19 protein-coding genes are annotated in these 20,734 nt (G+C 49.5%); 11 read left to right on the top strand and 8 right to left on the bottom strand.

All coding sequences use genetic code 11. From position 1 onward, the window contains the following. Positions 1-12 precede the first annotated feature (12 nt). Both BZG75_RS02445 and BZG75_RS02440 read left to right on the top strand, forming a co-directional pair. A complete protein-coding gene (locus tag BZG75_RS02445) occupies positions 13-1,254 on the top strand; it encodes an NAD(P)/FAD-dependent oxidoreductase (RefSeq protein ID WP_077576057.1) in 1,242 nt (413 codons plus the stop codon). Between the two features lie 193 nt (positions 1,255-1,447). Continuing rightward, on the top strand, positions 1,448-2,140 hold the full coding sequence (locus BZG75_RS02440) for a winged helix-turn-helix transcriptional regulator (RefSeq protein ID WP_077576056.1): 693 nt from the start codon (positions 1,448-1,450) through the stop codon (positions 2,138-2,140). A gap of 6 nt (positions 2,141-2,146) precedes the next feature. On the opposite strand, the gene BZG75_RS02435 is transcribed toward BZG75_RS02440, so the two are convergent. Beyond that, positions 2,147-3,079, bottom strand: coding sequence for a DMT family transporter (locus tag BZG75_RS02435; protein ID WP_077576055.1), 933 nt, complete (start codon positions 3,077-3,079; stop codon positions 2,147-2,149). Positions 3,080-3,169: 90 nt separating this feature from the next. On the opposite strand from BZG75_RS02435, the gene BZG75_RS02430 reads away from it, so the two are divergent. Next, complete coding sequence (locus BZG75_RS02430; RefSeq protein WP_077576054.1) at positions 3,170-4,060, top strand: LysR family transcriptional regulator; 891 nt, start codon at positions 3,170-3,172, stop codon at positions 4,058-4,060. A 46-nt stretch (positions 4,061-4,106) separates the two neighbouring features. On the opposite strand, the gene BZG75_RS02425 is transcribed toward BZG75_RS02430, so the two are convergent. Together BZG75_RS02425 and BZG75_RS02420 are read right to left on the bottom strand one after the other, a co-directional pair. Next, entirely contained in the window at positions 4,107-7,202 is a 3,096-nt protein-coding gene (locus BZG75_RS02425) for an efflux RND transporter permease subunit (protein ID WP_077576053.1), read from the bottom strand. Between the two features lie 10 nt (positions 7,203-7,212). Then, positions 7,213-8,247 (bottom strand): efflux RND transporter periplasmic adaptor subunit, encoded by a 1,035-nt coding sequence (locus BZG75_RS02420; protein ID WP_242413571.1) that lies wholly within the window; start codon positions 8,245-8,247, stop codon positions 7,213-7,215. A gap of 454 nt (positions 8,248-8,701) precedes the next feature. Between BZG75_RS02420 and BZG75_RS02415 the strand changes: the two genes are divergently transcribed. Together BZG75_RS02415 and BZG75_RS02410 are read left to right on the top strand one after the other, a co-directional pair. Next, positions 8,702-10,789, top strand: coding sequence for a TonB-dependent siderophore receptor (locus BZG75_RS02415; protein ID WP_077576051.1), 2,088 nt, complete (start codon positions 8,702-8,704; stop codon positions 10,787-10,789). A 146-nt stretch (positions 10,790-10,935) separates the two neighbouring features. Then, a complete protein-coding gene (locus BZG75_RS02410; RefSeq protein ID WP_077576050.1) occupies positions 10,936-12,570 on the top strand; it encodes an acyl-CoA synthetase in 1,635 nt (544 codons plus the stop codon). 88 nt (positions 12,571-12,658) lie between these two features. Here the strand turns inward: BZG75_RS02410 and BZG75_RS02405 are convergent, their stop codons facing one another. After that, positions 12,659-13,132: a peroxiredoxin gene (locus tag BZG75_RS02405; protein ID WP_077576049.1), complete on the bottom strand. Its 474-nt coding sequence runs from the start codon at positions 13,130-13,132 to the stop codon at positions 12,659-12,661. A 168-nt stretch (positions 13,133-13,300) separates the two neighbouring features. Between BZG75_RS02405 and BZG75_RS02400 the strand changes: the two genes are divergently transcribed. Genes BZG75_RS02400 through BZG75_RS02380 form a run of 5 tightly spaced genes read left to right on the top strand, consistent with a single transcriptional unit; the run spans position 13,301 to position 15,376 of the window. Next, on the top strand, positions 13,301-13,663 hold the full coding sequence (locus BZG75_RS02400; RefSeq protein WP_077576048.1) for a DOPA 4,5-dioxygenase family protein: 363 nt from the start codon (positions 13,301-13,303) through the stop codon (positions 13,661-13,663). Then, positions 13,660-13,977 carry a DUF4144 family protein gene (locus tag BZG75_RS02395; protein ID WP_077576047.1) on the top strand — a complete coding sequence of 106 codons (318 nt, stop codon included), beginning with the start codon at positions 13,660-13,662 and terminating at the stop codon, positions 13,975-13,977. Before BZG75_RS02400 ends, BZG75_RS02395 begins: the two co-directional genes overlap by 4 nt. Positions 13,978-14,005: 28 nt before the next feature. Next, complete coding sequence (locus BZG75_RS02390) at positions 14,006-14,557, top strand: lipocalin family protein (protein WP_077576046.1); 552 nt, start codon at positions 14,006-14,008, stop codon at positions 14,555-14,557. Between the two features lie 54 nt (positions 14,558-14,611). Beyond that, positions 14,612-14,905, top strand: coding sequence for a hypothetical protein (locus BZG75_RS02385; protein WP_021023716.1), 294 nt, complete (start codon positions 14,612-14,614; stop codon positions 14,903-14,905). A gap of 42 nt (positions 14,906-14,947) precedes the next feature. Next, entirely contained in the window at positions 14,948-15,376 is a 429-nt protein-coding gene (locus BZG75_RS02380) for a VOC family protein (protein WP_077576045.1), read from the top strand. Positions 15,377-15,528: 152 nt separating this feature from the next. Here the strand turns inward: BZG75_RS02380 and punC are convergent, their stop codons facing one another. Further along, positions 15,529-16,734, bottom strand: a complete 1,206-nt coding sequence (punC, locus tag BZG75_RS02375) for a purine nucleoside transporter PunC (protein ID WP_077576044.1) — start codon at positions 16,732-16,734, stop codon at positions 15,529-15,531. A 106-nt stretch (positions 16,735-16,840) separates the two neighbouring features. Between punC and punR the strand changes: the two genes are divergently transcribed. Next, on the top strand, positions 16,841-17,740 hold the full coding sequence (punR, locus tag BZG75_RS02370) for a DNA-binding transcriptional activator PunR (RefSeq protein WP_077461131.1): 900 nt from the start codon (positions 16,841-16,843) through the stop codon (positions 17,738-17,740). A 25-nt stretch (positions 17,741-17,765) separates the two neighbouring features. Here punR and BZG75_RS02365 read toward each other — a convergent pair whose 3' ends face one another. From BZG75_RS02365 to BZG75_RS02355, 3 genes are read right to left on the bottom strand one after another with little or no spacing between them, the layout of a single operon-like run. Beyond that, positions 17,766-18,386, bottom strand: coding sequence for a CDP-alcohol phosphatidyltransferase family protein (locus tag BZG75_RS02365; RefSeq protein ID WP_077461132.1), 621 nt, complete (start codon positions 18,384-18,386; stop codon positions 17,766-17,768). Beyond that, a complete protein-coding gene (locus tag BZG75_RS02360) occupies positions 18,379-19,050 on the bottom strand; it encodes an ATP-binding cassette domain-containing protein (RefSeq protein WP_077576043.1) in 672 nt (223 codons plus the stop codon). The genes BZG75_RS02365 and BZG75_RS02360 overlap by 8 nt, the downstream gene beginning before the upstream one ends. Next, entirely contained in the window at positions 19,010-20,725 is a 1,716-nt protein-coding gene (locus BZG75_RS02355; RefSeq protein WP_077461134.1) for an ABC transporter permease, read from the bottom strand. Before BZG75_RS02355 ends, BZG75_RS02360 begins: the two co-directional genes overlap by 41 nt. Between the last annotated feature and the right edge of the window lie 9 nt (positions 20,726-20,734).

Here is a 20,734-nt window from a genome sequence, read left to right as displayed (position 1 = left end):
AGGGAGTGAAGTATGACGAAGCAGGTCGTGGTGTTAGGGGCCGGAATGGTCGGTGTGTCCGTGGCTTGGCATTTACTTAAACGAGGGTATGCCGTCACCTTGATCGATCGCGTGCCTCCAGGGCAAGAAACATCGTTTGGCAATGCAGGCATTATTCAACGTGAAGCCGTTCGGCCCTATGCCTTTCCGCGTGATCTCACCACTTTGCTGCGGGTGTTGCCGAACCGTGCGGTGGATATTCGCTATCGTCCTAGCAGTGTGATTCGAGCGGCTCGCGCGTTATTGCAATATTGGCATTACTCCAGTGATAAGCATTATCGAAAGCTTGTCCCTGAATACGCAGCCTTGATAATGCAATCACTCGATACGCATGATGAGATGATACGGTCTGCGGGGGCGGAAGCGTTAATTCGCAAAGCCGGTTACCTTAAACTGTTCCGTACCCAAAAAGCGCTTGATGAAGAACTGACAAAAACAGCGTCTGACAGCACGCTATTCGGTGTTGAGTTTGATGTGTTAAATCGTCAACAGCTTGCACAGCGAGAGCCGAGTTTGTCTCCGTCTATGGTGGGGGCGATTCATTGGAAGCAGCCTTGGACCGTCACAGATCCCGGCGCCCTGGTCGAAGCTTACGCCGCGGATGTAAAATGCAAAGGAGGAGCCATTAAACATGCTTCGTTAACAGGCTTAACACGGCAAGGCTCGGGATGGCTCATTCAAACCACCAAAGAAAGCCTACACGCTGACCAGGTGGTAATGGCGATGGGACCTTGGTCATCGTATTGGTTGGATCAACTGGGAATTCAGGTGCCTTTGTTTGCTAAACGCGGCTACCACATGCACTATGCATGTAATAAAAAAGCACCACTGAACCATTGGCTTATGGATGCGGAAATCGGGTACCTCTTGGCGCCGATGCGCGCCGGCGTTCGCCTGACGACAGGCGCGGAACTGACAGCAGTGGATGCGCCGGTTAATGAGAGCCAACTTAATGCCGCTGAACAGGTTGCGCGTTCGCTTTATCCGCTTGGTCAGCGTCTTGATGCATGCCCTTGGAAAGGTGGGCGTCCTTGCCTACCCGATATGAAGCCCATGATCGGCCCGGCGCCAGACCAAAAGGGATTGTGGTTGGCATGCGGTCATGGTCATCAAGGTTTTACCTTGGGCCCTGTGACCGGAAAATTGTTGGGACAAATGATAGATGAGGAGCACACGGATATTGATATGCATCCGTATCGTATCGATCGCTTTTAGTGGTCGGCTGCTGAGTTTGTCATCATTCCCACGCTATGAGGGATCGAAAACGCTGAAGTCGACGTAAACCCGTTTGCTTTACAGGCTAATACTGTAAGACAATGAATAGCTTGGCGAATCCTTTTTTGAGTGACAATGACGATAAATAGGGTTCAGCCATTGATGTGACGTGAACGTTTAGATAGGACCACTGATGCACCAGGCGTTTTTCTCCAAAACTAAGCCCGCCATTGTCGTGCGCGGCCCAGAAGATCAGTCATTTATCGCGCTACTCGAAGCTCGGCTGCGAGATCACGGCTGCGATGTGACTGTGATTGGCCCTGATGATCCAATGCCCGATTGGGATGCTGTGCAATTGATTAGCTGGGTGCCTGAGGGAGAGGCGCAAATGACAACCTTGCGCTGGTTGAGCGAGCAGTGCCCGTTTATTGCTTTAATGGCAAGTCAAGCGGCGGCTGATCGCGTGGCCGCGCTGAATGCCGGAGCGGAAGATGTGCTATCTGCCCCTATTGATATTGATGAGTGTATGCTGCGCACCGCGATTACGATGCATCGCCGCCATGCGATGGTGGTGATCAAAGAGTCATCAGGCCAGCTGCAAGTTGATAATCTCTGGATGCACCAAGACACACACCAAGTCAGAGTGGATGACCAAGCGGTCAAATTAACACCCATACAATTCGAACTCTTGTGGCTTCTTGCGCAGCATAAAGATACTACGTTGAGTAAGTCACTCCTTTATCGTCAGGTGCTTAAAAAAACGTTTACGCCTGATGATCGCAGTCTCGATATGCATTTAAGCCGTGTTCGGAAAAAACTCGCTGACGCTGGACTGCCGCCTGAGCGCTTGCAAACCGACCACGGCAAAGGCTATTGCTTTATTTAATGGCGTTTAAGCTGAGCGTGACAGCGCAAGTCGCCAGCGACCAGGATGGGGTAAGCGAGGCAACAGCAAGCCGGCAACAACAATCGCAATCCCTAAAACTTGGATTTGGCTGACCGCTTGTCCCATCAAGAACGCGGTGAGTACTGCAAACACCGGTACAAAGTTAAAGAATAGGGCAGCATTGGCTGAGCCAAGGTGGCGTACACCGTTAAGCCAGAGCAAATAGCCCGCGACGGTGCCTAGCACACCGATATAAAGTAACTCTGAAACCGTGATTGGGCTGGCGGTTATCACCTCACCAAAGGGATGTACATTAGGTGTCATCGCACACATCACGCCGATGACCGTGGCGCCACTGAGCATACCCAAAAAGGTATAGGGGATGACAGGCATCCAACGACCAATCCCTTGGCTGAAAAAGGTATAGGCACTCCACGCGAACATGCCGGTGAAAATCATCTGATCGCCTTGATTAAAGTTGAGGTTGCGTAAAACATCCCACTGTCCGTCGGTGATCACCAATAATACCCCCGATAAACTGACCACCAAACTGAAAACTTGCCCTTTGCGCGGAAGTGCGCGTATTGCTACGCAGGCAATGAAAGAGGTGACTAACGGGCTGAGCGCCATAATTAATGAGCCGTTGGTGGCTTGGGTATATTCAAGCCCGGTAAACAAGCAAAGATTTAACCCTCCAATGCCTACAGCACTGACGGTAGTTGCCCATAGCCATTGTTTGCCACTGAGATGGGGGATCTTGGCTCGGGTTGCTTTGAGATACAGAGCCAGACAAATGGCCGCGATCCCAAATCGCCAAAAAACAAGCGTGAGTGCACTGACCTCATTCAGGGCATCTTTACCGATGGGAAAGGTGCTGCCCCAAAAAAACGCACATAAAATGAGTAGGGCGATGGCTTTCCAAATCGACGTTGTATTCATATCAATACCTGACTTATTAAACGATGTGCGCTAGTGTATAAGTTTCAAAATTTGAATAAACCGGCAATATCAGAACGGTAAATGCCAATAATGAAACTTAACTATTCGCTAGACGATTTGCGTTACTTTTGTACTGTTGCCCAGTTAGGCAGCTTTAAAGCCGCAGCGCAACAGCTGTCGATGCCTCAATCGACCTTAAGCCGGCGAATTCGTCAACTTGAGCGGGATCTGGCCTTGCGGTTACTCAACCGTGATGCCCATCGTATCTCGCTCACGCAAACGGGTCATCGCTATTTCGAACGCGCTGCGAGTCTTTTTGATGAACTGAACGCGGTCAGTGATGAACTCTTGAGCGAAAAGCAGCATCCTAAAGGTAAGATCCGTGTTAGCGCCCCTATTAATGCCGGTAAACAGTTTTTACGCGCTGTTTTGTTTGATTTTATGCGCGCCTACCCAGAGATTCAGCTTGATCTGAGTTTTTCTAACACACTGGTTGATATTGAAGGCGAAGGAATGGATGTGGTGTTTCGGGTCGGTAATCCGGTCGTGGAAGATTGGATCGCACGGCCATTAACCGATATTCACTTTATTGTCTGCGCGAGTCCAGGTAGTGATTATGGTCAGCTTCAATCACCAAAAGAGCTGGTGGGCAAACCTGTCGTGCTGTGTCACCCAATGACCGTTTGGCAGCTAGAGCACGACACAACCGGTGACGCTTATGACTATCAAGCCACGACGGGTATTCGGGCTGAAGTTGACGAAATTCAAATGCTGACCCATGCCGTGCAGGCAGGCTTTGGGATGGGCTACATTCCTGACTACTCCGCATTACCGTTGATTGAACAAGGAGCGCTACAACGGGTGTTGCCATCATGGCGGAGCCAAGCACGAACGCTGTTTTTGTTGTATCGCGATCGGGAGCACGTGCCGCTGCGGGTGCGGTTGCTGGTGGAGTTCGTGCTCGCGCGGTTTGTTGGATAATGAAATCAGGCCACAGTGTTTTGCGCTGTGGCCTGATGTGGGAAGGTTAGGCGTCGTGGTTTGTTTCCGTTGATACCATATGTTCAGTTGGCGTCGGCGTAATCGCTTTGGCTAAGAACAAGTACATCGCGGGTACCACGAACAGGGTGAACAAGGTGCCCAGTGTCATCCCACTGGCAATCACTAACCCCATGGCAAAACGCGCGCCTGCACCGGCTCCTGAGGCAATCAAGAGCGGGATCATGGCGAGAACCGTCGCGGCCGTTGTCATCAAGATAGGGCGTAAACGGATCGCTGTCGCTTCTTCAATCGCCTCGCGCTTCGTGCGCCCATCTTGCTGTAACTGATTGGCGAACTCGACGATTAAGATACCATGTTTTGCAATTAGCCCCACCAAGGTGAGCAAACCGACCTGGGTATAGATATTCAGCGTGGTAAAACCAAGGCTGATAAATATCAACGCCCCACACACACTCATGGGGACCGTGACCAAAATAATGATCGCGTTTTTAAACGACTCAAACTGCGCCGCCAAGATTAAGAAAATCACCACCAGGGCAAAGAAAAAGGTGACGACCAGTTGTTGGCCTTCGCTCATAAATTGCCGCGATTGCCCTGCATAATCGACACTGAATCCAGCCGGTAATTCGGTTGCGGCGATCTCTTGTAATACACCTAGCGCTTCGCCTAAGGGGACACCTGGACGCGGGACGCCCGAGATTTTAACCGCATTGAGTTGTTGAAAGCCTCGCAGCGCTTGTGGCTGAACGCTTTCTTCCAAGGTCACTAAGGTCGAAAGTTGGATCAGCTCACCTTCTTGGTTGCGGGTATAAAACTGACGCAGTTGATCTGGCGTAAGACGCTCACTACGCGCCACTTGGGGGATCACCCGGTATGAGCGGTTATCCAGTGAAAACCGTCCAGCGTCGGCGCCGGATAACAGTGAGCCCATGTCGGCCGCGAGCTGTTGCATGCTCACACCCATCAAGGCGGCCTTTTCACGGTCGATGTTGACCGTTTGCTTTGGACGGTCGATACTTAGATCGGTATCCACAAAGATAAATCGCCCACTTTGCATCGCTTTACCAACGATATTATTAGCGACTTCATTGATGGCTTCATAAGGCTGGGTTGAGCCAATAATAAACTCAACCGGTGTCCCACCGCCTGGAGACGGTAATGAAGGTGGCACCAATGCAAAGCTACTTAAGCCTGGCTGGCTCTCCATAAAGGGCTGAATCTCGTTTTCTAAGATGGCTTGGGTACTGCGCTCACGCTCATCCCAAGGGGCAAGCACAATACCAGCGATGGCATTATTGGTGCCGCCTGAGCCATTAATAATAAAGACATTATCAATTTCTGGCACATCATCAATGAGCCGGTTTAACTCGTCTGTGCTGGCAGATAGCGCGTCCAGTGTGGTTTGGCTATCGGCCTCCAAAATAGAGAAGACGAACCCTTGATCCTCTGCCGGTTCTAATTCAGAGGGGCTGGTGATAAACAAAAAGTAGCAGGATACCAACACAATTGCGCCAAAAGTAAGCACAACGCCGTTAGTATTTAGCAAACTATGTAGGGTACGTTTATAGCGACGGTATAAACGATCAAATTGTTTATCTAACCAATGTTCAAGAGAATTCTCTTTCGCCGCTTTATCGGCTTGATAAGGTTTGAGTACATAGGCACACATCATCGGTGAAAGTGTTAGTGCGACCACTCCCGACAAAATCACCGAGGCGGCGAGGGTAAACGCAAATTCGACAAACAAGACACCGGTTAACCCGCCGACAAAGCCAATGGGCAAAAATACCGCGACGAGCGTCGTCGACATGGTAATAATCGGCCAAGCTAGCTCACGTGCCCCCTCAATAGCGGCCTCTGTTCGACTCTTTCCTTCTTCAATATGGCGGTGGACATTCTCCAGCATGATAATCGCATCATCGACCACCACGCCAATCGCGAGAACCATTGCCAACAAGGTGAGTAGGTTGATGGAAAAGCCTAATAGAAACATCAAGAAGAAGGTGCCGATTAATGACACCGGAATGGCGACCGCCGGAATAATCACCGAGCGCAATGATCCTAAAAAGCCATAAATAACGAAGACCACAATCGCTAAGGCGAGAATAATCGATATCACCACCTCATCAATGGCATTATCAATATACTCGGTGGAATCATAAGCGATATAGGCCGATAAGCCTTGCGGTAGTTGGGGGATAATATCCGCGTCCCAAACCTCATTAACTGATTCAATAACATCAAGGGCATTGGCATCCGGGGACACTTCAATGCCGATAAAGGTGGCATCTAATCCGTTAAAGTTAACGGACGTTTGATAACTTTCTGCACCTAATTCAACCGTCGCGACATCCTCTAAACGTACTACCGATTGGCCATCGCTGCTGATCACCAGATCTTCAAATTGTCTGACGTCATGAATGTCTGTGGCAGCGTTTAAATCTATCGCGACATCTTGGCCTTTGGTGCGTCCAAGCGTTGCCAGAACATTATTATTGCGCAGTGCAGCAACGACATCCGTGCCGGTAAGATCGTATGCAGCGAGCTTGACCGAATCGAGCCAAACCCGCATCGCAAAGCTGCTAGCACCGAGTACATTGGCGCGTTGTACGCCGGGAATTGTAGAAAGTTGCGGCTCAACCACACGCACCAAGTAGTCGGTAATTTGGTTATCACTGAGTACCTCAGAGTAAAAGGCGAGATACATCGCCGCCACGGTTTCACCGACTTGCAAGGTGACCACGGGTTCACGCGCATCTTCAGGCAGCTCAGACCGTACCTTGTTGACCTGTGCGGCAATTTGCGTGAGTGCTTCATTAGGGTCGTAATCAAGACGCAAATAGGCCTCGATAGTGCTGACGCCTGCCGTCGACGTCGAAACCAAGTAATCAATCCCTTCTGATGCGGCAATTTCACGCTCCAGCGGTGTGGTAATAAATCCTTGAATCAAATCGGCATCGGCACCGATATAGGTGGTCGACACGCTGATAACCGCATTCTTAATTTCCGGGAACTGGCGCACATTCATGTCGGTGATGGCGCGTAAACCTAGCAAGATAATGAACAGGCTAACGACGGACGCTAATACGGGTTTCTTGATAAATACGTCGGTAAATCGCATCGAATAGCTCCTATTGATTCACAACGTTGGGATCAAGATCTTCGCTGGGCTGAACACGCGGATTATCACTGATCTTCACGTTACTGCCGTTGCGCAGCTTGAGCAGTCCCGAAGTCACGATGCGATCGCCGCTTTCCAGGCCATCCTCTATCACAATCATGTCACCGCGGCGTGCGCCGGTTTGAACAAAACGCTGTTGCACCGTCAGTGCATCATCTTGTTCTTGGATCACGAAAACGGCGTTGCCATAGGGGTTAAATTGAATCGCGGTTTGTGGCGCCAGTAAGACATTTTGCGTTTCTTCACCTTGATCAAGACTCACGCGTGCAAACATGCCCGAGCGTAAAATGGCGTCTGGATTGTCAAAGGTGGCCTGAATGTCGACACTGCGGCTCGATTGGGTAACGACAGGAGAAATAGCGGTGACTGTGCCAGTAAACGTTTGTTCAGGTCGCGCCGTAATAGTCGCTGAGACTGTTTGGCCATCTTGCAGGGTACTAAGCTGTTGCTCGGGCAGGGTAAAATTAAGATGAATCGGATTCACTGAGGTCAGGGTTGCGACCACTGAACCTGGAGCAATTAATTGACCAAGACTGACTTTACGGATGCCAATAATGCCATCGAAAGGGGCGGTTAGCGACTTTTGTGCAATGCGCGCTTGTTGGCTATCAACTGCTGCATTTGCTTGTTTAGCCTCACTTTCTTTACGTTTGAGTTCCGACTCTGATACGTTTTTGTCTCTGTAAAGGCGTTGGTAACGTCGCATCTCTAATTGTGCTAGTTCAGCCACAGATTCGAGTCGGCGCAACTCTGCTTGATCAACACTGGCATCGAGTGTCAGCAGCCGTTGCCCTTTTTTTACTGGGGTCGCATTATCAAAGAAAATATCATCGACAATGCCGTTTGCTTCGGTGGTCAACTGGGTTTCATTAATCGCGGCAAAACTACCAATGGTAGTTTGTTGTTCACGCCATGGGTGCGTCGACACTGTGGTGGCTGTGACAGTCGCCGTCGGGGCAGGCATATTGTCAAAAAATTGATTCATAAAATGATCACCTACTATTTTGTAGGCAAAAATCCCACCAAATACGAGCGCACACGCGACTAACATCAGAATTAAACGCTTTGTCATAAAAAGTCCCTGAAAAAAATCCATCACCGACCGTGGTCAGCGCATAAAACGCAAACGCAAAAAAGGGGAGGGCTCCCTTAATAGCGTCGCGTAAGTTGACGTATACAAACCATATCACTGTTTGGTTCATTGGTTGGGAGTAAATTGATGATTTTGTGGAGCTGTTCAGGCTAGAGTCATAAACCTTGGCCTATAAGAAGGAATCGTTGCAACTCAACATCAAACCCACCTGTTTTCATCCGTTTTGATGCCTTCGCTGACTAAAATAAAAGCAAACAGTTCCCTGAATTTGAAAATAAATAGAAATGAGACTGGTTATCGTTTATGTTCCGGTGTGTTCAAATAATCGTTAGCTACAGGAAGTCTCATGTTGAAGAAACACCCCCTTGCCGTTTTTGTGGCTGTCGCTCTGTCACCCCTAGCCAGTACAGCAGCGACCAATACCACGGAACAGGTTGATGAAATTTACGTTATTGAAGGCCAGCAGGCCCGTTTTAAAGCTAATAGCAATGAAACTGCAATGCGTATGGATGTCAGTCAACTCGAAACAGCCGGTCAAGTGGCGGTCATGGATCAAACCTTGATTCAAGAGCAAAACGCCACGACGTTAGGGGATGTGTTGGTGAATGACGCCAGCATTGGTGTGGGCGGTACGGACCGTAATCGTGAGATTTTCATGCTTCGCGGTTTTGAACTTGATACCGGAACAGGCTACCTGCGTAATGGTCAGCAGCAGTGGTCTTATTACCGCCATCCTGTTGAGTTGATGGAACGTGTTGAGGTACTAAAAGGCCCAGCCGGTTTACTCTACGGCAAGTCCGCACCGGGCGGTCTGGTGAATATGGTCACCAAACGTCCGACCGCGGCGTTTCAAGCCTCGATAAGCCAAAAACTTGGCAGCGATGATTATCAACACACAGTGGCAGACGCTTCTGGCTCCTTAAACGAAAGCGGCACCTTGCGCGGGCGTGTGGTGCTGTCGAAACAAAGCGAGGGCTCATCACGTCGCTATGTAGATGGCAGTGAACCTGAGCTCGATCGCCAAGTCGCAGGCTTGATGCTTGACTATGACATCACCCCCGATACCCAACTTTCTCTTCATTATGATCGCGTGGTTGATGACAGTAACAGCGATAACGGCGCCAACATTATTAATGGTAAACCGCAACTGGGTAGCCAATTTATCTGGGAAGCGCCTTGGTCGTTCATGGACATTGATGTCGAGAACTATGGTCTTGATCTCGTTAGCCAATTAACGCCGGATTGGAAAGTCAAAGCAGGCTACAATCGCCAAGACTACAAACGTCATTACCATGAAGGATTCGGACAGCGTGAAACCTATGACGCCAATACCCAATCGTTCAAATACTTTGCCATGGACCGTCACGACAATTGGGTACTAGATACGGCTTATATTGATGTCACCGGTGCATTTCAGTTCGGGAATATCGATCACCAAGTGCTGATTGGCTCCAATGCGCTGCGTAATGACTATGTCGGTCAGCGTGTGATGGAGAAAAACCAAACCGCCGTGATTGGTGGTACGTATCCAGAGCCGGACATCCAGTATGGCACAGCAACTCCGCGTGATCCTGAACCTACTGATTCAATTGGCTTTTATGCGCAAGACTTAATGACATTGAATCCGCAGTGGCAGCTGCTTGCAGGGCTTCGCTACGATCGCGAAGAAAACGAAACCGATACTTACTATAACTTGCTACCGAAAGCGGCGGTGATGTATCACCCAGCCCCCGAACAAACCCTGTACGTCACTTATTCCGAGAGCTTTGAGCCGAAAAACCCGGTTGATAGTGATACCGATATTAATAACGGCATGGCGCTGGATCCGGTAAAAGGTAAGTTGTACGAGCTCGGTTACAAGCAAACGTTGCTAAACGACCAAGCTTTGTTTAGCGCGGCCGTGTTCCAAATTGAGCAAGAAAATAAGGTGGTTAAAGAAGCGATTACCGGATCAGACGATTATAACGCACGCACCACACAATTAGGTAAACAAACCCATAAAGGGGTAGAGCTAAACTTGGGCGGCCAGGTGACCGATAGCTGGTCACTGCATAGCTCTGCAACCTACTTGCATGCACGGACCGAAGATCCGTTTGACCCTAAGCATGACGGTAAACAGCCTGCTGATACACCCGAGTGGGGCGCCAGTATTTGGTCTCGCTATGATGTCGATAACCAAACCTATGTGAACGTGGGTGCGCGTTACGTCGGTGATCGTTATGGCGATACTAAAAATACCTATCATAAGCCAGGTTACACCACAGTGAATGCAGGTGTCGGCCACACGGTACAAACCAGTGAACGATCTGATCTAAAACTCACGGTGAATGTTAAAAACCTCTTCAACGAAAGCTATCTCGCCGGTGGTGTCCAAAATAAAACCACGCTGGGCGAAGAGCGCAAAGTCGTCCTCGGCGCGTCACTGCACTTTTAACTTAAACGGAACATTAATCACCAAGGCTCAGCATCGCTGGGCCTTTTTGTGTTGTCGCCGCCATATCGACTTAAGTTGAATAGCGCATGCTCGATGACATGCTAACGTGATCTAATTATCTAGACACAGTCAGCAAGGAGTGCGTTATGTCATCTAATAATATCTACGATCTTGGCTTGGACAAAAGTCCAGCCAATTATCAAACACTGAGCCCGCTTTCTTTCCTCGAGCGAGCCGCCAGCGTCTATCCAGATTATCCGGCCAGCGTTCATGGCCATTTATGTTGGAGTTGGCAGCAAGTCGATCAGCGTTGTCGTCAATTTGCATCGGCATTGACTCAAGCCGGCATCGGGCTGGGTGATACGGTATCGGTGATGGCCCCCAATCTTCCCGAAGTCTTTGAGTTGCATTTTAGTGTGCCGATGACAGGCGCCGTACTCAATACCATTAATACTCGGTTAGAAGCGGAAACCGTCGCCTTTATCCTCGAACACGCGGAAAGCAAAGTGTTTATCGTCGACAAGGAAATGACGGAAGTGGCTAAGCGGGCGTTAAAGATGATTAAACACCGTCCGTTAGTGATTGCGATTGATGATCCCTTGTATCCGCATGGCGAATGCATCAGTGAAACTACCTACGAGACGTTTTTAGCAAAAGGGGATGGTGATTATCAGTACGCATTGCCAGACGATGAATGGCAAGCCATTTCTCTTAATTATACATCGGGCACCACGGGCAATCCCAAAGGGGTGGTGTATCATCACCGTGGCGCCCATCTGAATGCCGTGAGTAATGTGCTGTCTTGGAACATGGATGCGCATCCAGTGTATCTTTGGACGCTACCCATGTTCCACTGTAATGGTTGGTGTTTCCCATGGACGGTGGCCGCAACGGCGGGGGTGAGTGTCAGCCTACGGCATGTGCGGGCCGAGCCTATCTTTGATGCGATAAAAAACCATAAAGTCACTCATTTCTGCGGTGCGCCCATTGTCCTTAATATGATCAACAGTGCTGATCCGGCGTTAAAATCTGGCATTAAGCATACCATCAAGGTCATGACCGCAGGCGCCGCGCCACCTGCCTCTGTGATTGAGGGCATGGAAGCGATGGGCATTGCTGTGACCCATGTTTATGGGCTCACCGAAACCTACGGTCCTTGCGTGGTGTGTGATTGGCAGCATCATTGGGATCACCTCTCCCAACAAGAAAAAGCGCGGATGAAAGCGCGCCAAGGCGTACGCGCGCCGATGCAAGGGGATCTGATGGTCGCCGATCCGGTGACGTTTAAACCGGTTGCAAAAGATGGTGGCACACTTGGCGAGATTTTTGTCCGCGGTAACATCGTAATGAAAGGCTACTTAAAGAACCCCAGCGCGACGGAAGATGCCATGAGTAACGGCTGGTTTAGAACGGGCGATTTAGCGGTGTGGCATGCCGATAATTACATCGAAATCAAAGATAGACTGAAAGATATCATTATTAGTGGTGGAGAGAATATTTCCAGCATTGAAATTGAAGATGTCTTGTATCGTCACCCCGAGATTGATGAAGTCGCGGTGATAGCGATGCCCGATGAAAAATGGGGGGAGGTTCCCTGTGCGTTTGTCAAAACGACCGAAGCATCAGCCGTGACCGAAGCAGACATTATTGCTTTCTGTCGTGACCAAATGGCTCACTTTAAAGCGCCTAAAAAAGTGATCTTTACAACACTCCCAAAAACGTCGACAGGGAAAGTGCAAAAATATGTACTGCGTCGTAACGTGAGTGAAAAGTCAGTGTAATAAAAAACGGTGGCGTCATCCCGTCACCGCTTATTAAATCACGTTCAGGCCGTCAGTTGGGCGAGTTATCGCCTAACATCTGGCAAACCTATAGCTGCTTGAGTACGGCCTCAGCACTGGAAACGTCAAAGCTTTTCGGCGGCTCAACATTAAGCTGGGTGACGGTGCCATTTTCAATGATCATGGCATAGCGCTGTGAGCGAACACCGCCAAACTTACCTGAATCCATTTCTAGTCCTAGCGCCTTGGTAAAGCTCGCATCACCGTCGGCCAGCATATGAATCTGATTGGCATTTTGTGCCTCGCCCCAAGCCTGCATCACAAAGGCATCGTTAACCGATACGCAGGCAATCATATCGACGCCTTTTGCTTTAATATCATCCGCTTTCACCACAAAACCCGGTAAGTGCGACTCTGAACAGGTTGGGGTAAAGGCCCCCGGCACCGCGAACAGCACAACCTTCTTGTTGGCGAAAAGGGCAGGGATGTCGTGGGTTTGCATTCCTTCAGCAGTGAGTTCGCTGAGCGTAGCGCTGGGTAGAGGTTGTCCTTGCTGAATCATGATGACTCCTTTAATCGTTGTATTATATTTCAATCACAGCATAACACGCGTAAACGTTAGCAAACACATCAGTGCCTATTCGAATTACCTTACAGACTGAACCTGTTTATCACTGGATGCTTGGAGTAAACTATTCCCAATTCCATTGTATTCAATCAAATGATGCTTATGTCTTCTAATCACTCTTTTGCCAATGTTCACCAGGCTTACCACGCCCATGTCTACTATGAAGCCGACACCGAAGCGCAGGCGGATGTTATCTATCAAGCGGTCGCTGCATCGTCACTGCCTATCGACCTTGGCCGCTTTCATCGTAAATGCGTCGGTCCACACCCAAAGTGGAGTTTTCAGATCGCCTTTGACAACGCCGCGTTCGATGAGGTGATGACATGGCTTGAAGCGTATCGGGGCGATTTAACCGTCTTTTTGCATGGCGTGACGGGCGATGATTACATTGATCATACCGATCATGTGGGTTGGTTAGGGAAGTCAGTGGCACTCAAACTTGATATATTTAAGCCCAAGTCATGACCACGTATATCAACTATCCTGCGCTACTGATTTGGCAAGGGGATGACGAACTATCATACGCGCCAGACTCGGCGTCGCTCGGTCGACTGAGTGAAAACCTGATCACAGAAGATGATCGGCTGGTGGATAGCCAAGGCGTTTGCTGGTTGAGTCAAGACGGTGGTCAGCACTGGCAGCCAAGCGGGCAGACCATGCCGCTTGTTCAGCTCGTAACACATATCCAAGCGCATTATGCGCAGCTGGGTCAATGCTGTGTGGGAAAAATGCAATTTAAAGATAGGGCCGCCGCCATGGCTAGTTTGGCGGTGCACTAGATTCGTGCCATCCGGCAAGGAGTGATTGATGAGATTAAGATTAGGGTTCGTGTTTCTGTTATCGACGATATTAACCGGCTGCCTTGGTATGCCTAAAGATGTGACGCCAGTAACCAATTTTGACCTCAACCGTTATTTGGGAACATGGCACGAAGTGGCAAGACTTGATCACTCGTTTGAGCGCGGCTTATCCGATGTGACGGCAACTTACTCGTTGCGTGAAGACGGTGGCGTCAAAGTAATCAACCGAGGCTTTAGCCGCGAAGAGGGCAAATGGCAAGAAGCCGAAGGCAAAGCCTATTTTGTTGAAAATGATAAGACGGCGTACCTGAAGGTTTCGTTCTTTGGTCCTTTCTATGGATCATATGTGGTGTTTGAGTTAGATGATGACTACCAGTATGCCTTTATTTCAGGCCCTGATCATGACTATCTTTGGCTGCTCTCTCGCACGCCGACCGTACCTGAGTCTGTCAAAGAACGTTTTATCTCTGAAGCCAAACAGCGAGGCTTTGCCACGGAAGAACTGATTTTTGTTGATCACTCCCGCACTGATCCTAAGCAGCCAGTTTCGAGTGATTAAACTGGGTAATCTGATGGCGACAAACAATCTTCTGAAGACCAAAAAGAGATAATCATGCGAAAAACCGATAAAAAATACGACAATGCTATCCGCGAAGCACTGACTGAGGTGTGTGAGCTGACCATGAAACACGTCGATGGTTTTGAATGGCTAACGCATGAGGTGAATTATCAACGTTTTCCGCAAAGTGTGATGATCCGTTTGATGTTTACGGATCGGCAAAGGATCGCAGATTTTAAAAATAGTCATGAATACAATGTGGCGTTAATGGCGATCCAATCACGCTTATCAGCGGCAGGAATCACATTGAAAAGTATAGCAAACCATGTGCAACTTAACACCGCGTAGTCACCCAAAGATGTAAGCTAGAATCAACACCACGGAGGAAGTATGGAAGCAAGGATTAGCATCATTACATTGGGGGTTGCCGATTTATCACGTTCGTATGAATTTTATCGCCAACTAGGGTTTCCAACCCATAATCACCCCGAAGAAGGGATAGTGTTTTTTAGTACAGCGGGAACGCGTTTAGCGTTATATGCAATCGACGCTTTAGCCGATGACATAAAGCCCGGTATGCCTGTTAGTGACGCTGGTTTCAGTGGGATCACGCTTGCGCATAACACGCGTTCAAAAGAAGAGGTCGATGAGGTGCTTGCGCTGTCTAAAGAATGCGGCGGTCGAATTGTCAAACCTGCTCAAGATGTTTTTTGGGGCGGCTATAGTGGTTACTTTGCTGACCCTGACAACTATTTGTGGGAAGTTGCCTATGGAGAGGCTTGGCAGTTTGATGACAATGGCAGCTTAGTGTTGGACTAAACATACTCTTAGTATTGGACTAAACATACATTGTGATGCAAACGTTTGAACGAACACTGGCTCAGTTGATTGCAGCATCTGTGTGAGCGAAACTCAAAAAGAAAAAGGCGCTTTATGGCGCCTTTTTACGTTGTGAGAAGCGAGCGAGTCATTTATGCCGTTGCTAGCGTCTGCGCTTGACGGTTGGCATGCCAGACTAAACCAAAGCCGATAATCACCACCGCGCAGGTTGATAGCATCACGGTCGTGACCGCGAACAATCCTGAGGCGGCAAACGCAGAGACCAAGGCGCTCGCGACAAAGCAGATAATCATCTGTAAGAAGTTGAGCAGGCCCGCGGCCGTCGCGCTACATGATTTAAAATCTTCTAAGGCTCGGTTTACCACGAGTGGATAAATGGCACCATTGGCCGCCGCCAGAAAGCAGAATGGGCCCAAGATTGCCCAAATATTAGTGACATCAGTGCGCCAGCTAATTAAAAAGATCACCACCACACTGGCGACAAACAGTTTCAGTAACCAAGGAAGGATGCTGTGATCTTTCAGTTTATTCAGTGCATAACGACAGGCATACCCGCCGACAACAAACGCGATTGTTTGTGGAATATAGCTCAGGCCAATATCGGATTCTGTGTAGCCCATCGCTGACATGATAAACGGCGATCCAGTCAAATAGGCAAAGAAAGCGGCCGAGCAACCAGCAAAGATAAGCATATTTCCGATGAACTTTTTTGATTTAAAAACTTGCTGATAATCAGTCTTCAGTTTATCAATAATTTTAGTATCTTGTGCTGGCTTAGTTAAGCTTTCTTTCTCTCGTAGAGTCAGTGCAATAAAAACGATCCCTAGGGCAAATAAAACCACAAAAATACTGCGCCAATCAAAATGTTGAAGTAAATAGGCGCCCAGTAGAGGCGCTAATGCCGGCGATAGCGCAACGAGCGGCATAATGGTCGCGAACATTTTTTGCCCCAACTTGCCTTCGTAGCGATCAATTACCACCGCTTGCCAAATCACAATCGCGCTGCATGCGCCCAACGCTTGAACAAGGCGCGCACCGAGTAACAGATAAATATTATCTGCAAACAGACATACCACGGTCGCAACGCTATAGAGACTTAAGCCAATTAACAGTGCAGGTTTACGGCCAATGCGGTCGGAAAGGGGGCCATAAACGAGTTGACCACAGGCCATACCAAGCAAAAAGATACTCAAGGTTAAACCGATATTCGCCGACGATGTCGCAAAATCGATTTGCATGGCCTCAAAAGCGGGCAAATACATGTCGGTGGCTAAGAAACCCAGCATACTGAGCCCTGCAAGCCAAAATAGCGTGATAAATGGCACTTTTTTGTTCATTTTTTATCTCTTGATACAAAGATTAATGTAACGAGCAGTTTATGACTAACAATCCATGCTGTGAAACGGTATGATTTGAACATACCTTTCAAAAAATTTGATGTGAATGTTTTCTTACCAAGATTTTCAGGTGATTGAGGTGGTCGCGCGCCGAGGCAGCTTTTCAGGCGCGGCCGCAGAGCTCCATAAAGTACCCAGTGCGGTGAGCTATACAGTGCGGCAAATAGAGGACAAATTGGCGGTGGTACTGTTCGAACGTCTTCATCGCCAAGTAAAGCTGACGCCTGCTGGGGAATACTTTGTTGAACAATCACGCGAAATGCTGAAAGCGATGGCTAATATTCGTCAACAAACACAACGGGTTGCGAATGGATGGGCGCAAAGTGTCTCACTTGCACTCGACAATGTGGTGCGTGAAGACAGTGTCAACACACTCGTGCGCGACTTCTATGATGCGTTTCCTGATGTGGAACTGTTACTGACCATGGAAGTGTTCAATGGCGTATGGGATGCACTTGCCGATGATCGAGCAGATATCGCGATTGGTGCGACCGCCGCCGTCCCCGTCAGTGGTGCGTTTCGTTATCGAGAAATGGGCACCTTGCGTTGGCGGTTTGTTGTCAGTCCATCGCATCCACTCATGCAGTGCGAACAACCGCTAGACAACGATCAGCTCGCAGCGTATCCCGCCATTTGTTTAGAGGACACCTCGCGCCGTTTGCCGCGCCGTACCACTTGGCTATTGGACAACCAGCGTCGTCTAACGGTGCCGAATTGGCACAGTGCCATGCAATGTTTTAAGGCCGGTTTGGGCATTGGTGTGATGCCTTCTCACATGGCCGAAGAGGCTATCGCCCGAGGTGAGCTGGTGGAGCTAACGCTTGCGGATCCGCTTTTAAGCAGCCCATGTTGTATTGCTTGGCGTTCAGATAAAGAATCGCCACCGATAAGCTGGCTGCTCGATTATTTGGGTGATAAAGAGCAATTACAGCAGCAGTGGCTATAACGTGAGCGCGCATGAGATAGCGTTGCTAGCGTCCTTCAATGTCACGTAGCGTATGGTATCCAGCCCAGACGCGACTGGAAGCGGTGACCAAGCACGCGATGCCAAATACCCAAGCAATCCACGCCATGTAAGACGGGAAAAGACACATCAAGACAAAGCTGGCAATGGTCTCGGTGCCTTCGGTGATCCCCCCGATGTAATACAAGGATTTGTTTGCGTACACGGGGTTGTCGATTTGATGCTTGCTCGCCATTGTCGCAAAAGCTAAAAAGCTGGCCCCGGTGCCCATAAAACAAAAAAGTAAAAAGCTTGCCGCTATCGCATTATTGGCTGGGTCCGCGAGCGCAAAGCCAAACGGAATGGATGCGTAGAAAATAAAATCAAGCGTGATGTCCAAAAAGCCTCCCGCATCACTGAGGCCCTGCTCGCGCGCGATCGCACCGTCAAGGCCATCGAAAAGCCGATTAATCACAATAAAGCTAAGCGCAAGCCCATAGGCTTGAAGCGCCAGAGCAGGCAGCGCCAGTAAGCCAATGAAAAACCCGCTCAAGGTCACCGTGTCAGGTTTGGCTCCCCATCGACTGAGTTGGACCGCCGCTTGTTTCAATGGCCAGCGGATCACGGCAATCGCATAACGATCAAGCATTTGCTGGGTACTCCTGTGGTGTGAGGGGCGTTTCTGGGATTGGCCAGTCTAGGCGATGATCAGGATGCGCAATATCTTCGCTATCGTGGGTCACAATCACCGCCGGGATTTGCCTTTGTTCAATTTGTCCAAACACAAAGGCGCGAAAATCACGGCGTAGCGGCTTATCAAGCTTACTGAACGGTTCATCCAACAAAATCGCATCGGGCTTAGCGAGTAACGCGCGTAGTACACTGATACGCGCACGTTGTCCTCCCGATAGTTGCGACGGTGCATAGTTAGCCAGTGCAGCGAGGTGGATTGCGTCGAGTGCTGCCAGGGTATGGTTGTATTTTTCTTTTTTATTCATCGATGAGGGCAGTGCAAAGGCCAAGTTCTGCCAGACGTTGAGATGCGGGAAGAGTAAATCATCTTGAAATAAAATCCCGATACGGCGCTGCTCCGGCGGTAAGTGATCAAAAGGCGCACCATTTAAGGTCAGTTGGCCGCTGTAATGCATTGGCGGTTGGATGTGTCCCGCCAATACGCTCAATAGACTGGATTTTCCGCAGCCACTCGGCCCCATCACGGTGAGGATCTCGCCAGGCGATACGCTGAAAGAGACATCGTGTAATAAACACTGATCAGGCGCGTTTATGCTGAGTTGATTGACACACAGCGTCATGATTATTTGCTCCTGGTTGCGTCGCAACCGATTGATGAGGTGTCAGTCGCCGTTGCATGACACGACTGAGAAACGTTGCCAGGACGAAAACCAGTAAGGGGATCAGCGCTTGCATCAGGCCGTATAGGCCGCTAATCCGTCGATCCAACCCACTGGATAAGCTCACTGCCTCGGTTGTTAGGGTATTGATCCGACCCGCCCCCAATAATTGCGTAGGAAGATATTGGGCTAAGCTCACACTGGCGCCCACTGCCCAGGCGAGAATAATCGCCGGTAACAGTAAGGGAAGTTTGATACGCAGCCAGGCTGCCATCGCACTGACGCCTAAACTGCGAGCCGTTTGGATAAGCCGTTGATCAAACTGTTGCCACGGGCCATCTAATGCTAAATAAACATAAGGAAAAGCAAAAAAGATATGCGCCCAAATAGTCGCGGGTACATGCCATTGTCCCGGTAAACTATACACAGCCACTTGGATCCCAAACAAAATAGACAGTTGAGGTACCAAAAGAGGAATGGCAATCACGGCTTTAGGCAGTGCTCCTTGACGAGGAGACACCGCGCGCTCAAGGCAGCCCATGGCAAATATGACGGCGACTGTCGCACTGATCAACGCCAGTAAAACACTATTCCCAATTAACGCCCCAACGTAAGCAAGCTCTTGACTCCAAAAGCGCAGCCCATAACGGCTGGGGAGCCAATCGGGAAATGACCAGCGTAAGGCGAACGACCAAATGAACAAAGCCGGGATTACCAACAAGGGAACAATCACGACGGGCCACCAGAGGTGTCTCCCTGGTAACCAAGCACGACGTGTTCCTGTGAATTGCCAACGATTAAAGCGCTCACAAATCAACCATTCGAAAAATCGATAACTAATGAGTACCAAGGCACACAGTAAAAACAGGACCAAAGCCCCTGCCGACGCTCGGGGGAGTAATGAAAGATCAGGGTCGTTAAACCACTGCCAAACTAACACAGCAAAGGTTGGTGGCGTGTTTGGACCTAAAATCATCGCTACGTCGACGACCGAGAGGCTATAGGCCACCACGGCAAAAATAGGAAAACGCATTTTGGCGAACCAAAGTGGAAAAATCACCTTGATCCAGGTACTTGTGCGATCATAGCCGAGGCTGGCAGAGACCATCGTTAAGCGATGCACATCAATTTGGCTTAGCACAGAAAGGCTCATTAAAAGCAAAAACGGCGTTTCTTTCAGGGTGAGGGCTAGGGTTAAGCCCAGCACATACGGATCCTGTATTAGTGACCAAGTCGGTGGCATGTCTCCGGTTAATGGGCTAGACAGGCGAAATAGCCACCCTGAAGGGGACAAAAACAACACCAGTCCAATAGCAAATGCAACATGGGGCAGGGCCAGTAAACCGGGTAAGCTACGCGCGATGCGTTGCCAAAAGGGCGTCTGCCACGTGGCTTGCAAAATAGCGAAGCTCAACATCACTGCCAATAAGCTACTTGCTAGCCCAGAGAGCAGTGTGAGCCAGAGTGAGTGAGATAAGCCTGGCCAGGCAATGAGTTCACGCCAACCCGAGAGACTGGCTTCAGCCAGCCCCAAAGCAGGTAAAAACGCAAATGCACTGGTTAACAGGCCTCCCAGCCCAGGAAGTAAGGGCAGGCAGCACACCGCCAGCGTGATGGCAAACAACAAACGTGCCATGACGGTCTC

Source organism: Salinivibrio sp. AR640, from assembly GCF_001995405.1.
Taxonomy (GTDB): Bacteria; Pseudomonadota; Gammaproteobacteria; order Enterobacterales; family Vibrionaceae; genus Salinivibrio; species Salinivibrio costicola.
The sequence above is the reverse complement of the archived record's forward strand: the minus strand, read 5'-3'. Positions and strand labels throughout refer to the sequence as shown.